Raw genomic sequence first — 15,344 nt, 5'->3', positions numbered from 1 at the left:
TCCGATCAGAAAATCGGGTCAGGTCTTGGCGGCCCAGGCGTCCATCGCCTGCTTGAAGACCCGCTCGCCCGGCACGCCCTTTTCGATCGACATCAGAGCGCGGCGGCCCGTGGCATAGGCGAGCGGGATGTCGATCCACTGCTCCTTGCCGAGCAGCGAAAGGTTGGTTTCCGTCGCCTTGTCGAGATTGTTGAGGGCGATGATGAAGAAGCCGTCCGAGATTTTGCCCGCGACGCCGATCAATGGTTCGCCGCGCGCTTCCTCCGTCGGCTTCATCGCCAGCCGCTGGACATTGGCGACCTGCCCGCCGGAAAAGCCCGGCGGCACGTCGAACTGAAGCTCGATCACATGGCTCGCCGGCAGGGTCTGGTCGAGATTGCGCCGGATCGTCAGAGTCAGCTTGAAGTTCTCGTCCGGCACGTCGGCGACGCCGCGAATGGCCGGCTCCGGCGGCTGATCGTCGGCCGGCGGCTCGCTGACCACGCTCCAAACCACGTTGCCGATGCGCTGCGTGCTTTGCTGCGTATCGGTGCGCTCTTCGTAGAACATGGCGCGCTGCGCGACGGCCGGCGCGCCGCTCGGCGGGGCGGAAGCAGGCGGCGTGGAAGCCGTCGGCGGGGTCGCGGCCGGGGCTGCAGGTGTTGCCGGGGTCGCGTCGGCTTCGGGCGTCGCGGCGGCGATGTTCGTGCCCTCGTCGAAGGCATTGCTGTTGGCCGCGCCGGGGCCGTCGTTGACTTCGGTTCCGTCCGGCAGAAGGCGCTGCGTGAAGCGCCGGCCGCTGGCGGCGGAAGCCGACGGGTCCGGCGTGCCCGCATTGTTCTCGCCTTCCGCGCCGGTCGAGGGCAAGGCCGCATTCTCGGTTCCGGTCGCAGCCGGCGTCTGATTATCGCTCGCGACATCCATGGTGCCGAACCCAGGGATGCGATCGCTGTAAAGATATCCGCCGATCCCGAGGGCCAGAAGCGCGACGCCGGCGACGCCGGCATAAAGCGGCGCGCGGCTGCGCTTGGCGCGCGGGGGCTTGGACGCCGCGTAGCGCGGGGCGCTCGTATCGGCATCCGGGATATCGAAGCCGCTGTCCGGCTCGGTGGTTCGGGGCGCATCGGCCGGCAGGCCGAGGGCCGGCTCGCGGCGCTCGGTTGAGCGCTCGAAACGCCGCTCGGCGACGGGGGGCGTCGTGAAATCGTCCTCGACGCGCGGCAGGCGCGGAATCGGGGCGGCCGGCGTGATCGGCTCGACGGGGGGCTCGGGCAAAGGCGGCGCGGCCGGCTCGTCGAACGCGAAGGGTTCGGCTTCCAAAGCCTCGACGCCGGCATAATGCGCTTCGGTGGACTCGATCGCGTCTTCAAGTGCGGCGGTGCGCCGTTCCACGACTTCGTCGGCGAGCGGGGGATTGGCGTTCTCGATCTGGCGGAGAATGGCGGCGCGCGCCTTCTCGTAGACCTTGGCGCGAAGCTCGGGCGTCGCGTTGGGCAGCCCGTCGATCGTCTTGCGCAGAACTGCGCCCAAATCCGCCATTGATCGATGCCATCCGTTGCCTGCGCGGCACGGCAGGGCCGCGCCACGGGGATCATCCTGCCCGGCCGACCGGCGCCGCCTCCGCCGCGCGGACCATCGGCCGGATGCAGTCCGTCAAATTTATCGTTGTTTCGCATAAACCATTCCGCGTCCGACCGGAAGCGCGGATGGACGCGCTCCGGGCGAAGCGGCCGGAGCGCGATAAGCGGATCAGTCCTCGAAGGGATCGCGCACGAGGATCGTGTCCTGGCGCTCCGGCGAGGTGGAAAGGAGCGTCACCGGGCAGTTCACCAGTTCCTCGATGCGGCGGACATATTTCACCGCCTGGGCCGGCAGGGCGCCCCAGCTCCGTGCGCCGGCGGTGGTGTCCTTCCAGCCCTCGAAGGTCTCGTAGATCGGCTCCAACCGCTGCTGCGCGCCGAGCGTCGCCGGCAGATAGTCGATCTCCGCCCCGTCGAGGCGATAGCCGACGGCGATCTTGATCTCGTCGAGACCGTCCAGCACGTCGAGCTTGGTGAGGGCGAGGCCGGTCAAGCCGTTCACCGCGACGGCCTGGCGCACCAGAACGGCATCGAACCAGCCGCAGCGGCGCTTGCGGCCCGTCACGGTGCCGAATTCGTGACCTTTGGTGCCGAGAAACTCGCCGACCTCGTTCTGCTGTTCTGTCGGGAACGGCCCTTCGCCGACGCGCGTCGTGTAGGCCTTGGTGATGCCGAGCACGAAGCCGACCGCCGAGGGCCCGAGGCCAGAGCCCGCCGCCGCCTGCCCCGCAACGGTGTTGGACGAGGTCACGAAGGGATAGGTGCCGTGATCGATGTCGAGCAGCGTGCCCTGCGCGCCCTCGAAGAGGATGCGGTCGCCGGCGCGGCGATGCTTGTCGAGAAGCTGCCAGACGCGGTCGATATGCGGCACGATCTCGGCCGCCACCGCCTGGAGCTCGGCGAGGATCGTCTCGGCCGAGACCTCCTCGACGCCGAGCCCGCGGCGCAGCGGGTTGTGATGGGCCAGAAGCCGCTCGACGCGCTCCGGCAGCACATCCGGGTCGGCCAGATCCATGACGCGAATCGCCCGGCGGCCGACCTTGTCCTCGTAGGCCGGACCGATGCCGCGCCGGGTGGTGCCGATTCGCGTGCCCGTGTTGGAGCTTTCGCGGAAAGCGTCGAGCTCGCGATGGACGGACAGAATCAGCGCCGCATTGTCGGCGATGCGTAAGTTTTCGGGCGTGATGGCGACGCCCTGCCCCTTCAGCCGGTCGCGCTCGGCGACGAAGGCGTGCGGATCGAAGACGACGCCGTTGCCGATCACCGACAGCTTGCCGGGGCGCACCACGCCGGAGGGCAGAAGCGAGAGCTTGTAGGACACGCCGTCCACTACCAGCGTATGCCCGGCATTGTGGCCGCCCTGGAAGCGCACCACCACGTCGGCGCGCTCGGACAGCCAGTCGACGATCTTGCCCTTCCCTTCGTCACCCCATTGGGAGCCGACGACGACGACGTTTGCCATGCGAATTTCCAGTACCGGTCAGCGGATATCGCAGCCTTTTATCCCCCGAGGCCGCAGACGGGAAGCGCCCGGCGTTCATAATTGGGTAGGAGAACGCAGGGCATGGTCACCCATGGGAAAGTCGTGACCAGGGGGCTGGACCGGGTTTCCACTAAAGATTGAGTAAGACATACATTTTAGAAGGCATTCCCACCCAGCGGCGGCTGCTTCGAAGGGGGAGCAACGGCATGGACCCCAATACATTGCATCTCATGGACGCCCTGGTGAACATCACCTGCGGCGTGACCATCGGCATCGCCTGGTTCTTGCGCCGCTCGGAACGCTATTTCGCGTGGTGGGCAGGCGCGTTCCTCGTTTTCGGCGTCGGGCTTCTTTTGAAGCCTCTGGTTGCATCAAACCAGATCTTCGGCGCCTTGCAATACGGACTGCTGACGGCCGGGGTGATGATGATCCTGGCGGGCATCCGCAATTTCGACGGCAAAACGAGCATGGCCCCCTGGATGGCGGCAAGTCCCGTTCTGCCGACGGTCATCTATCTCGGCGGGGGGCTCGCCGGCCTTCCCGCAGTGATCTGCGAGTTGTCCGGCTTCGCTTCCTCCTGGCTTCTCAGCCTTCTCGGCATCGCCCAGGTCTTTCTGTTCAAGGGCGAAACCTCGATCTATCGACGCCTTGCCGGCGGAACCATGCTGGCGCAGTGCCTCACCACGGCCCTCATCGTTCTGTTGGCGGGCGCGATCCTCGACCAAACCGCCGTGGATATCGCCATTCCGCTCGCCGATCAGCTTTTCTCCATCGCCCTCATCACCTCGATCTTCGGCATGTCCGTGGATCGCGGTTATCGGCGAATGCAGAATCTCGCTTATAGCGACGCGCTGACGGGTGTCCTGAACCGGACCGGTTTGGCGCTCCGGTTTCCCAAGGCGGAAGCGCGCGCCGGCGTCGTCATCGCCGATCTCGATCACTTCAAGGGCGTGAACGACCGTTACGGACATCTCGGCGGCGACGCGGTTCTCAGGGAATTCGCCAATCGCACATCGGCATGCCTGCCGCAGACCGGCTTGATCGCTCGCCTCGGCGGCGAGGAATTCGTCGTGGTTCTCCCCGATGCCGACCATGTCGAGACAACGGCGGTCGCGCATCGCATCTTGCTCGCCACGAGGCGCGATCCGATCGTCTGGGGCGAAGAGTTCATTTCCGCGACGGTCAGTCTGGGGATCTCGATGGTCCATCGGGGAGAGGACCTGGAAGCGGCGATCTCCCGCGCCGATGCCGCGCTCTACCGGGCCAAGATGGAAGGCCGCAACAGGGTCGCGGCCTGACTATCGACGCGTCGCGGAACGCGATAATGCGCTGTCATGAAACGCATTCTCGGCCATCCTTACATTCTCCTGGCCATCACATCCTTCTTCTGGGGCGGCAACGCGGTCGCCGGGCGCCTCGCCATCGGCCACGTTTCGCCGATGGTCATCACATCCCTGCGCTGGCTGATCGCGACCGCCATCCTCCTGCCCTTCGCCTGGGGCGACGTGAAGCGCGACTGGCCGCTGATCCGGCCCGCGCTGCCGCTCTTGTTCGTTCTGGGCGCGGCGGGCTTCACCGTGTTCAACGCGATCTTCTATGCCGCGCTCCAGCACACGACGGCGATCAACGTGATGATCGAGCAGGCGGCGATGCCGCTCGTCGTGTTCGTGGCGGGCTTTCTTCTGTTTCGCACCCCGGCCAGCCTTTTCCAGATCGTCGGCTTCGCGCTCACCCTCGTCGGCGTCGCGGTGACGGCCGCGCACGGCCATCTCGAAACGCTTCTGTCGCTCGATCTCAACCGGGGCGACGCGATGATGATGATCGCGGTGGTGATCTACGGGCTCTACACGGTGGCACTGCGCTGGAAGCCGGCCGTGCACTGGCGCTCGACCATCTTCGTCCTGTCGGTTTCTGCCCTCGTCGCCTCCCTGCCCTTCCTCGCCTTCGAGCAGGCCACGGGCACCGCGCAGTGGCCGGATATCGAGGGCTGGCTGATCGTCCTTTACATCGCGCTCGGCCCCTCGCTCGCGGGCCAGACGCTCTACATCAAGGGCGTGGAGATGATCGGAGCCAACCGCGCCAATCTCTTCATCAACCTGACGCCGATCTTCGGCGCGGCCCTTGCGATGGCGATCCTCGGCGAGGACCTGTTCCTCTACCACATCGCGGCCCTCGTCTTCGTTCTCGGCGGCATCGCGCTGGCCGAGCAGGGGCGCAAGCGCCGCGAGCCGCCGGCCGTGATGCCGGTACCGCAGGAAAGCGAGCGCGTATGAAAAAGGGCGGCGCGGAGATGATCCGCACCGCCTTCTTCGTATGAAGCCGCCTTTCGGAGCGCCCTGTCACACCTCGAAGGACATGTATTTCGCCTGACCGATGCCTTCGATACGGCGGAGGTCCTCCAGCACCGTTTCCTTCACCGGTTCGTCGACATAGATGATGGCGATGGCGTCGCCGCCATGCTCGTCGCGTCCGAGATGGAAGTTGGCGATGTTCACCTTGTTGCGGCCGAGCGTCATGCCGATCTCGCCGATCATGCCCGGCACGTCGCGGTTGGTGATGTAGAGCATGTGGCGGCCGACTTCGGCATCGAGATTGATGGACTTGATCTGGATGAAGCGCGGCTTCTTGTCGGAGAAGCAGGTGCCCGCCACCGAGCGCGTCATCTTCTCCGTCTTCACCGTCAAGCGGATATAGCCGTCGAAGACGCCGGACTTGTCGCGCCGGACTTCCGAGATCACGATCCCGCGCTCCTTCGCCATCACCGGGGCGGAGACCATGTTCACCGTCTGCACCAGCGGCTTCAGAAGGCCGGCGATGGCGGCGCTCGTCAGGGCGCGGGTGTTCATGGCGGCGGTGGTGCCGTCGAAGAGGATCTCGACCTCCTTGATCGGGTCCTCCGTGACCTGGCCGACGAAGGCGCCGAGGATCTCGGCGAGCCGCACGAAGGGCGTCAGGATCGGCGCTTCCTCGGCGGTGATCGAGGGCATGTTGAGGGCGTTGGAGACCGCGCCGTTGACGAGATAGTCCGACATCTGCTCGGCGACCTGCAGCGCCACGTTCTCCTGCGCTTCCTCCGTGGAAGCGCCGAGATGCGGCGTGCAGACGACGTTGTCGAGCGTGAACAGCGGGCTTTCCTTGGCCGGCTCGGTTTCGAACACGTCGATGCCGGCGCCCGCCACCTTGCCGCTTTTCAGCGCCTCGTAGAGATCGGCCTCGACCACGAGACCACCACGCGCGCAGTTCACGATGCGCACGCCGTCCTTCATCTGGGCGATGGCCTTGGCGTCGATGATCCCGCGCGTCTTGTCGGTCAGCGGCGTGTGCAGCGTGATGAAATCGGCGCGGCGGAAGAGTTCGGGCAGTTCCACCTTTTCGATGCCCATCTCAAGGGCGCGCTCGGCCGACAGGAAGGGATCGAAGGCGATGACCTTCATCTTTAGGCCAACGGCGCGCGAGGCGACGATGGAGCCGATATTGCCGCAACCGACGATGCCGAGGGTCTTGGCGGTCATCTCGACGCCGAGGAAGCGGTTCTTCTCCCACTTGCCGGCCTTGGTGGAAAGATCGGCGGCCGGCAGGTCGCGCGCCACCGCGAACATCATCGCGATGGCGTGCTCGGCCGTGGTAATGGAATTGCCGAAGGGCGTGTTCATCACGATGATGCCCTTCCGGCTGGCGGCCGGGATATCGACATTGTCGACGCCGATGCCGGCGCGGCCGACGACCTTCAACCGCGTCGCCGCCTCGATCACCTTTTCGGTGACCTTGGTGGCCGAGCGGATGGCGAGGCCGTCATACTGGTCGATCACGGACAGGAGCTTGTCCTTGTCCTTGCCGATGTCCGGCAGATAATCGACGGCGACGCCGCGATCGGTGAAGATCTGGACCGCGGTCTTGGAAAGCTGATCGGAAACGAGAACGCGAGGTGCCATGGGGCGAAGCTCCGTTGAGCCTTGATAAGGGAAAAGGACGCGAGGACAGGCGAAAGCCTTCCCTCCCCCGGCATGGGGAAGGGTGGCTGCACTTGCGTTTCCGCCTTTGAAGGCGGAACGGATGGTGTGTCAGGCCGCCTTGGTGGCGAGTTCGGCCTTCTCGGCCTCGAAGGCATAAGCGAGCCAAGGCATCAGCGCCTCGACATCCGCCGTCTCGACCGTCGCGCCGCACCAGATGCGAAGGCCCGCCGGCGCGTCGCGATAAGCGCCGATATCGAGGGCGACGCCTTCCTTCTCCAGACGCGCCGCGACGCCCTTGGCGAAGGCCTGCTGCACCTCGTCGGAGGCACCGGCCACCGCCGGGTCGGTAAACGTCAAGCAAACGGAGGTGTTGGAGCGGATGGCCTTGTCTTCGGCCAGGAAGCCGATCCACGGATTGGCGTCCACGAAACGCTCGATAACGCTGAGATTGGCGTCGGCGCGGCGCTTCAGCTCGGCCAAGCCGCCGATGCGCTTCGCCCAGTCCAGCGCATCAAGATAGTCCTCGACGCAGAGCATGGAGGGCGTGTTGATGGTCTCGCCCTTGAAGATGCCCTCGATCAGCTTGCCGCCGGAGGTCAGGCGGAAGATCTTCGGCAGCGGCCAGGCCGGCTTATAGGACAGAAGCCGTTCCACCGCGCGCGGCGACAGGATCAACATGCCGTGCGCGGCCTCGCCGCCCAGCACCTTCTGCCAGGAGAAGGTCACGACATCGAGTTTGTCGTAGGGAAGGTCCTGCGCGAAGGCGGCCGAGGTCGCGTCGCAGATGGTGAGGCCCTTGCGATCCGCCGGGATCGCGTCGCCGTTCGGCACGCGGACGCCCGAGGTCGTGCCGTTCCAGGTGAACACCACGTCGCGGTCGAAATCGACCTTGGCGAAATCCACGATCTCGCCATAGCCTGCCTTGATGGTGCGGGCGTCGGAAAGCTTCAACTGTTTGACGGCGTCCGTGACCCAGCCGGCGCCGAAGCTCTCCCAGGCCACCATGTCGACGCCGCGCTCGCCCAGCAGCGACCACATGGCCATCTCCACCGCGCCCGTGTCGGACGCCGGCACGATGCCGATACGGTAGTCGGCGGGGACGCCAAGAACTTCGCGGGTGTCGTCGATGGCCTTGGCGAGCTTGGACTTGCCGAGCTTGGCGCGGTGCGAGCGGCCGAGTGCGGCATCGCTCAAAGCCTCAAGCGACCAGCCGGGTCGCTTGGCGCAGGGGCCAGAAGAGAATTGGGGATTTGCCGGACGTTTGTCCGGACGCGATACGGTCGCCATCAAGCTATCCTTCCAGATAGAAGCGCCTCGTTGGGGAGGCGTGTCCCATCGCGGGAGCTATCCTTGGGCGTCGTCGCAGTCAAGATGGTTCGGTGCGAAAAGAAGAAGGCGGGGATCGCTCCCCGCCTCGTATCGCCCCGATTCGTTCAGAACAGCGAGTAGCGCAGGCCCGCCTGGATCGTGTGCCGGTCGAAGCCGTCGTCCTTGAAAGACATCGTGCCGCCATTGAGCGGCGTTTGCGCGACATCGCCGCCATCGACGTTCACGTAGCGATAGCCGACGTCGAGCTTCAGGTTCTGGGCGATATCGTAGCTGATGCCCCCTGTCAGCGCATAGGCGAAGCGCCAGTCGTTCGCGCCGTCGAACTCCACGGAAGCGTCGGCATTGCAGAGATTGGCGTCGAAGCAGTTCCCGAGCGCCGAGAAGTTCGTGTATTTCACGCGCGCCGCGCCGACGCCGCCGCCGACATAGGGCGTGAAGCCGGCGAAGGTGCCGAGATCGAGGTAAGCGTTCGCCATCAGTTCCCAGGTCTTGGCTTCGCTGTTCTCCGATGAGCAATCGAAGCCGGCCGGGAAGGACAAGCAGGCGGTGTCGCCGAACTCAGCCCCGGAGAGCTTCAGCTTGCTTTCCCAGTAATGCGCCGTCAGGTCGCCGCGCAGCATATCGGTGAACTGATAGCCGAAGCCGATGCCGAAATCGGCGTTGTCCTTCAGGCTGATGCCGCCCACCGAACCGTGATCGCTGAAATCGACCCCGTTCGTGTCGACATAGCTCCGGTCGAACTTCACGTCGACGTCGGACTTGAAATCGTAGGAAACGTCGCCGCGCAGATACCAGCCGGAGCCGACCTCGACGGGAACGAGCGGCGCCGATTCCAGCGGCGCGTCGAAAATGTCCGCAGCCTTCGCCACGCCCGTCAGGCCGAGGCAGGCGACCCCGACGATCAGCACCTTTCCAATGGTCATCCTGTTCCATTCCCAAGCGGACCGCAGCGGCGCAGGGCCAAGCCGACGGTCGTTCGATCTGGGATGGAGCCTATCGTGCAGAGCTTAACCGACGATTAACCCTGTTCTTTAACCACGTTGCGCTCAAGCCTCGCCGCGAAACGCCAAAGGCGCGCCCGGTTTCGCGGGCGCGCCTTTGGTGAAATCCGAAGGAGTGGATTGATCAGTGGAACTCGTAGCGCAGGCCGACGCGCACGGTGTGAAGGTCGAAGCCGTCGTCCTTCAACTGCGCGCCCTTGGCGCCGGTCGCCTGATCGGCGGCGTCATAGGCAAAGGCGTCGCCGCCGGAAATATGGGTGTACTTGTAGCCGGCATCGAGCTTCAGAGCGCCGGTGAGGTCCACGGTCGCGCCGGCCATCAGCGATGCGGCGAAGCGCCAATCGTCGAGACCCTTGTGATCGAAGCTCCGGTTCGTCGCGATGCCGCATTCCACGCCGCATTCCTCGCTGCGAAGGTTGCCGTAGTCGACATAAGCCGCGCCGATGCCGGCGCCGATATAGGGAACCACGAGCGGCCCGAAGACCGGCAGGTCGACATAGGCATTGGCCATCGCCGTCCAGATGTCGACATCCGCCTTGTCGGAATATTTGCAGGAGATGTTGGGCGCTGCCTGCCCATATTGCGACGCGGCGACATAGCTCGGGCACTGGGTCGAGCCCTTGAAGTCCGGGTTGAAGTAGTCGACCGTCGCGTCCATGCGGAAATTGTCGGTGAAGCGGTAACCGACACCCGCGCCGAAGCTCGCCCCGCCATCGAGGTCGAAGTCGTCGTAGTTGAAGGTGTCGTCCACGCCCCGGTAAACCGGATCGGGGTTCCAGAACTTCCAGCTTCCCTCGTTGCGGGACTTGAAGGTGTAGCCGACATCGCCGCGCAGATACCAGCCGGACGCGGCCGGGAGGGGCTCGATCGGGGCCGGCGGGGGGACCTCGATCAGGTCGGCGGCAAGGGCCGGACCGGACGCCAGCATGAGAACCGCCAGAACCGGCAGGAACCTCGAACGCGACATGACAATCTCCGAAAGATCCAACTCGGCCTCTGCCGACGATTTCCCGGAGATTCTGCTTGGTCATGGTTAAGAAGCGGTTAACGCTCGCACGAAAGTTCTTAACCGGTTCAGGCGGCCTGATTGAGCGCGCCGATGATATCGTCCACCACCATGTTGACGAGATGCGGGTCGTCGCCTTCCGCCATCACGCGGATCAGCGGCTCGGTGCCCGATGGCCGGATCACGAGACGGCCGGCATTGCCGAGGCGGTCGCGGCCCGACGAGATGGCGAGTTTCACCTTCTCGCGCTCCAGCGGCTCGCCGCCCGAAAAGCGCACGTTCTTGAGGACCTGGGGCACCGGCTCGAACTTGCGGCAGACTTCCGACACGGGACGATCGCCCCGCGCGACGACGCCGAGCACCTGCAGCGCGGATACGAGACCGTCGCCGGTGGTGCCGTAGTCCGACAGGATGATGTGGCCGGACTGCTCGCCGCCGACATTGTAGCCGTGCTGGCGCATGTGCTCCACCACATGGCGGTCGCCGACTTTGGTGCGCGCGAGCGACAGGCCCCTGTCGCCCAGGAAGCGCTCCAGGCCGAGATTGGACATGATGGTGGCGACGATGCCGCCGGATGCCAGACGGCCGTCCTCGGCGAAGGATTCGGCGATGACGGCCATGATCTGGTCGCCGTCGACGATCTCGCCATGCTCGTCCACGATGATGACGCGATCGGCGTCGCCGTCGAGGGCGATGCCGACATCGGCTCGCATCTCGCGCACCTTGGCGCAAAGGGCGGCTGGGCTGGTGGAGCCGCAGTTCAGATTGATGTTGGTGCCGTTCGGCTCCGTGCCGAGGCGCACGACTTCCGCGCCGAGTTCCCAAAGGACCTCCGGCGCGACCTTGTAGGCGGCGCCGTTGGCGCAGTCGATCACGACGCGCATGCCGTCGAGCGTCATGTTGCGGACCAGGGTTCGCTTGGCAAATTCCGCATAGCGGTCGCGCCCGCCGTCGTCGTAGCGCTTGGCACGCCCGAGCCGATCGCCTTGCGCGAGATGGCGCGACAGGTCCTCTTCCAGAAGGCTTTCGATCTCCTCCTCGATCTCGTCCGACAACTTGTAGCCGTCCGGGCCGAAAAGCTTGATGCCGTTATCCTCGAAGGGATTGTGCGAGGCCGAAATCATCACCCCGATATCGGCGCGCATGGAGCGCGTCAGCATGGCGACGGCCGGCGTCGGAATCGGGCCGAGCATCAGGACATCCATGCCGACGGAGGTGAAGCCCGCGCAAAGGGCGGGCTCCAGCATGTAGCCGGACAGCCGCGTGTCCTTGCCGATCACGACGCGGTGGCGGTAGTCGCCGCGCCGAAAGGCGATGCCGGCGGCCATGCCGACCTTCATCGCCAGATCGGCCGTCATCGGCTTGGCGTTGGCGCGTCCCCGGATACCGTCCGTGCCGAAATATTTTCTGCCCATGATCCCCCGCGAGCTTCAACGAGCTTCGAATACTGACGCAACAATTACGGAAAAAGTAAAAAAGAATGTCATCACCTCACGAAGAGCCAGGAAATTCAATCCGGCGCTCGGTTCGTTTGTTCAGTCCAAGCCATGTCGGCAATTTTCCGTCTGGAACCACAAACGAAAAGGGCGGCCCATAGGACCGCCCTTTTTGAATTCTTTCGTCCGGCTTCAGACCGAAGGCTGGGGCTCGAAGCCGCCTTCCGGCTTCGGACGCGGAACCGAGCCGGTCTTCGGCACGGTGGACCCACGTGAGGGCGGCGTGTCGTCGCCCATGTCGCGGGTCAGCGTCTTACCGGCCAGAAGGTCGCGGACCTCGTCGCCCGACAGCGTTTCGTATTCAAGCAGACCCTTGGCGAGCGTATGCAACTCGTCCAGGTGCTCGTTGAGGATGCGACGCGCCTTGTTCTCGGCGACCTCGACGATGCCGCGCACTTCCGAATCGATCAGCCGCGCGGTATCCTCGCTCATGTTCTGCTGCTGCGACACGGAATGGCCGAGGAAGATTTCCTCCTGGTTCTGCCGATAGCGCAGGCGGCCGAGCTTGTCGCTCATGCCGTATTCCATGACCATCGCGCGGGCCATGTTGGTGGCCTGCTGGATGTCGTTGGACGCGCCGGTGGTGACGTTGTCGAGCCCGTAGATGATCTCCTCGGCCGCTCGGCCACCGAAGATCATGACGAGGCGCGCTTCCATCTCGTTCTTGCGCATGCCGTAGCGGTCGCGCTCCGGCAGGTTCATCGTGACGCCCAGCGCACGGCCGCGCGGGATGATCGTGACCTTATGCAAGGGATCGTTGAAGGGCTCGTGGATGCCGACGAGGGCGTGGCCGGCCTCGTGATAGGCGGTGAGCGTCTTTTCTTCCTCGGTCATGGCCATGGACCGGCGCTCGGCGCCCATCATGACCTTGTCCTTGGCATCTTCGAACTCGAGCATGGTGACGAGACGCTTTGAGCGGCGTGCCGCCATCAGAGCGGCCTCGTTGACGAGATTCGACAGATCGGCGCCCGAAAAGCCCGGTGTGCCCCGCGCGATGGTCTTCAGATCGACATTCGGCGCGAGCGGCACGTTGCGGATGTGAACCTTCAGGATCTTCTCGCGGCCGCCGACATCCGGGTTCGGCACCATGACCTGACGGTCGAAGCGGCCCGGACGCAGAAGCGCGGGATCGAGAACGTCGGGACGGTTGGTCGCGGCGATGAGGATGATACCCTCGTTGGCCTCGAACCCGTCCATCTCGACCAGAAGCTGGTTTAGCGTCTGCTCGCGCTCGTCGTTGCCGCCGCCAAGGCCCGCGCCGCGATGCCGGCCGACGGCGTCGATCTCGTCGATGAAGATGATGCAGGGGCTGTTCTTCTTGGCCTGCTCGAACATGTCGCGCACGCGGCTCGCGCCGACGCCGACGAACATTTCCACGAAGTCCGAACCGGAGATCGTGAAGAAGGGAACGTTGGCTTCGCCCGCGACGGAGCGCGCCAGAAGCGTCTTACCGGTGCCGGGAGGACCGACGAGAAGCACGCCGCGCGGGATCTTGCCGCCGAGGCGCTGGAACTTCTGCGGCTCGCGCAGAAACTCGACGATCTCTTCAAGGTCCTGCTTGGCCTCGTCGACACCGGCGACATCAGCGAAGGTGACGCGGCCATGCGCTTCGGTCAGGAGCTTGGCCTTGGACTTGCCGAAACCCATGGCCTTGCCGCCCGCGCCGCCCTGCATCTGGCGCATCAGGAAAATCCAGACGCCGAGAATGAGGAGGATCGGTCCGAAGGACAGGAGCATCGACCAGATCGGGTTCGAGTTATCCGACGGCGCCGACGCGTTGATCTGGACGCCCTTCCCTTCCAGCCGGCTAACGATGTTCGGATCGCCCGGCGAGTAGGTCTGGAACGAGGTCGCGGCGTCGTTGTACTTGCCCGTGATGCGCGGCCCCTGGATCGTCACCGATCGCACCCGTCCCGAATCCACGTCGGACAGGAACTGCGAATAAGGAACCTCGCTCGCGCCGGCATTCTGCGAGCCGTTCGAGAAAAGCTGGAAGAGCGCAATCAAGAGAAGCGCGATGATTGCCCAAAGCGCGAAGTTGCGGAAGTTCTGGTTCATCTCTCATCCCAGGCGTCACACGCCAGCGCCGGGAAGGCGCGCACGCAAGATAGGCAGGCACAAGAGCAATGCCAACCGCATCCGGCGGTTTTGCGGCAAATTGGTTGCCGGATAAAAGCCCGGCTTTACTCAAATCTTCGGCATAGAGGCCAAGTCGCTGAAAAGGCGTGCGGAAACCATTTCCGCCGCGTCCAGCAGCCGAGCGCGCGGATAAGGACGCGCCAGGGCGGGGTGGACTGCGACGACGTGCCCGCCAGAATCGATGGCGACCGGCAACGTTCGGGTCACGGCATTGCCGCGCCCCAGCGCACCGAAGGCGACGATCCGGGAACCCACGGGAAGCTCGTCGAAGTTTCGGTTGAAGATCCTGAAACGGCGGTCGAAGATCGCATCGCAACCGTCTGCGATGTCGAGGATTTCGAGACCCCTCCGCCCATATTCGCGCATAAAAGTGAAGATCGCGTTGCCATGAACCGCCGCGCCGCCCAGCGTGGCATGGATTTTTCCGCCCGCGCGAAGCCGCTGGCCAAGCCGGACGACCGCGGCGGCTGATGGCGGATAGTCCGCCCCCGCGACCGCGCGAAGAAGAAAGCCGAGAAGAAGTTCTGCGAGGCGAGGATCGTCCGCACGCAGCGCTGCCGCTTCGAGCCGCGCGCAGCCGCATTCGTCAAAGGATAAGGCACCACTTTCAAGGAGCCGGGCGCACCAGGCGCCAAGCGCGGCGTCCTCTTGCGTGCGCCTTTCCCCGTGGGCGGCGATCCGGGCGAGGCAGCGCTGGCGTTCGGTGGCGTCCAGCCGAAGCGTGGCACGCAGTCGCGCCCGGTCGAACCGCGGGTCGCGATTGCTCGGATCGTCCACGCAAACGAGGCCGCGCTCGGCGACGCTGGCTTTCAGCCGCGCACCCGGGACAGACAGAAAGGGCCGCAACAGCCATAGGTCCGGTGACAAGCGGCGAGCATCGCGCATTCCCGCCAGCCCCCGATCCCCTGCCCCGCGCGCGCCGGCAAGAAGATGCGTTTCGATCTGGTCGTCCTGGTGATGCGCGGTGAGGATCGCGGGGGCGCCGAGTTGCCGGGCGTAGGTCGCCAGGAGAGCATAGCGCGCATCGCGGGCGGCGGCGGCAAGGTTGCCGGTGGGCTTCGCGCCGAGCCAAGGCAGAACATAGTGGGGAAGCGCAAGACGCTCGGCCTCAGCCGCGACGAAATCGGCCTCGGCGGCGGATTCAGGGCGCAGGCGATGGTCCACCGTCGCGACGACGGGACGAAAGCCGGCCAATCTCAAGCGATCGATATTTTCCGCCGCGAGCACCAGAAGCGCCAGCGAATCGGGACCGCCGGACACGGCGAGAAGAACGGGGCGGATAATGCCTTGCTCGGGAGCAAGAGGGCGAAGGCTGACAAGAAGGAGGCGACCGCCCTCTGCGGCGTCGATCCCGGCGGAGGCGAGCGTCACATCCAAC

11 protein-coding genes are annotated in these 15,344 nt (G+C 65.2%); 2 read left to right on the top strand and 9 right to left on the bottom strand.

The genetic code is table 11. From position 1 onward, the window contains the following. Positions 1-18 precede the first annotated feature (18 nt). Together F9929_RS03615 and F9929_RS03610 are read right to left on the bottom strand one after the other, a co-directional pair. Positions 19-1,518: a hypothetical protein gene (locus tag F9929_RS03615; RefSeq protein WP_152045139.1), complete on the bottom strand. Its 1,500-nt coding sequence runs from the start codon at positions 1,516-1,518 to the stop codon at positions 19-21. Positions 1,519-1,728: 210 nt separating this feature from the next. Further along, positions 1,729-3,021, bottom strand: a complete 1,293-nt coding sequence (locus F9929_RS03610) for an adenylosuccinate synthase (protein WP_152045138.1) — start codon at positions 3,019-3,021, stop codon at positions 1,729-1,731. 227 nt (positions 3,022-3,248) lie between these two features. Here F9929_RS03610 and F9929_RS03605 point away from each other — a divergent pair, with 227 nt between their 5' ends. Together F9929_RS03605 and F9929_RS03600 are read left to right on the top strand one after the other, a co-directional pair. Continuing rightward, the gene (locus tag F9929_RS03605; protein WP_152045137.1) at positions 3,249-4,340 is read left to right on the top strand and encodes a GGDEF domain-containing protein; all 1,092 of its coding nucleotides are present in this window, start codon (positions 3,249-3,251) and stop codon (positions 4,338-4,340) included. Between the two features lie 36 nt (positions 4,341-4,376). Continuing rightward, positions 4,377-5,315: a DMT family transporter gene (locus F9929_RS03600; RefSeq protein ID WP_152045136.1), complete on the top strand. Its 939-nt coding sequence runs from the start codon at positions 4,377-4,379 to the stop codon at positions 5,313-5,315. Between the two features lie 66 nt (positions 5,316-5,381). Here F9929_RS03600 and serA read toward each other — a convergent pair whose 3' ends face one another. The 7 genes from serA to tilS form a co-directional block, all read right to left on the bottom strand. Then, positions 5,382-6,974 carry a phosphoglycerate dehydrogenase gene (gene serA / locus F9929_RS03595; RefSeq protein ID WP_152045135.1) on the bottom strand — a complete coding sequence of 531 codons (1,593 nt, stop codon included), beginning with the start codon at positions 6,972-6,974 and terminating at the stop codon, positions 5,382-5,384. Between the two features lie 129 nt (positions 6,975-7,103). Next, positions 7,104-8,282 carry a phosphoserine transaminase gene (locus F9929_RS03590; protein WP_152045134.1) on the bottom strand — a complete coding sequence of 393 codons (1,179 nt, stop codon included), beginning with the start codon at positions 8,280-8,282 and terminating at the stop codon, positions 7,104-7,106. A 146-nt stretch (positions 8,283-8,428) separates the two neighbouring features. After that, entirely contained in the window at positions 8,429-9,247 is an 819-nt protein-coding gene (locus F9929_RS03585; RefSeq protein ID WP_152045133.1) for an outer membrane protein, read from the bottom strand. 202 nt (positions 9,248-9,449) lie between these two features. Continuing rightward, positions 9,450-10,292, bottom strand: coding sequence for an outer membrane protein (locus F9929_RS03580; RefSeq protein ID WP_152045132.1), 843 nt, complete (start codon positions 10,290-10,292; stop codon positions 9,450-9,452). Between the two features lie 107 nt (positions 10,293-10,399). Next, positions 10,400-11,746 carry a phosphoglucosamine mutase gene (gene glmM / locus F9929_RS03575; protein WP_152045131.1) on the bottom strand — a complete coding sequence of 449 codons (1,347 nt, stop codon included), beginning with the start codon at positions 11,744-11,746 and terminating at the stop codon, positions 10,400-10,402. Positions 11,747-11,959: 213 nt separating this feature from the next. Continuing rightward, the gene (gene ftsH, locus F9929_RS03570) at positions 11,960-13,885 is read right to left on the bottom strand and encodes an ATP-dependent zinc metalloprotease FtsH (RefSeq protein WP_152045130.1); all 1,926 of its coding nucleotides are present in this window, start codon (positions 13,883-13,885) and stop codon (positions 11,960-11,962) included. Positions 13,886-14,014: 129 nt separating this feature from the next. Then, a complete protein-coding gene (gene tilS / locus F9929_RS03565) occupies positions 14,015-15,337 on the bottom strand; it encodes a tRNA lysidine(34) synthetase TilS (RefSeq protein ID WP_193227592.1) in 1,323 nt (440 codons plus the stop codon). Between the last annotated feature and the right edge of the window lie 7 nt (positions 15,338-15,344).

The sequence above is a fragment of the Aureimonas psammosilenae genome, from assembly GCF_009176975.1.
GTDB classification, from domain to species: Bacteria; Pseudomonadota; Alphaproteobacteria; order Rhizobiales; family Rhizobiaceae; genus Plantimonas; species Plantimonas psammosilenae.
The sequence above is the reverse complement of the archived record's forward strand: the minus strand, read 5'-3'. Positions and strand labels throughout refer to the sequence as shown.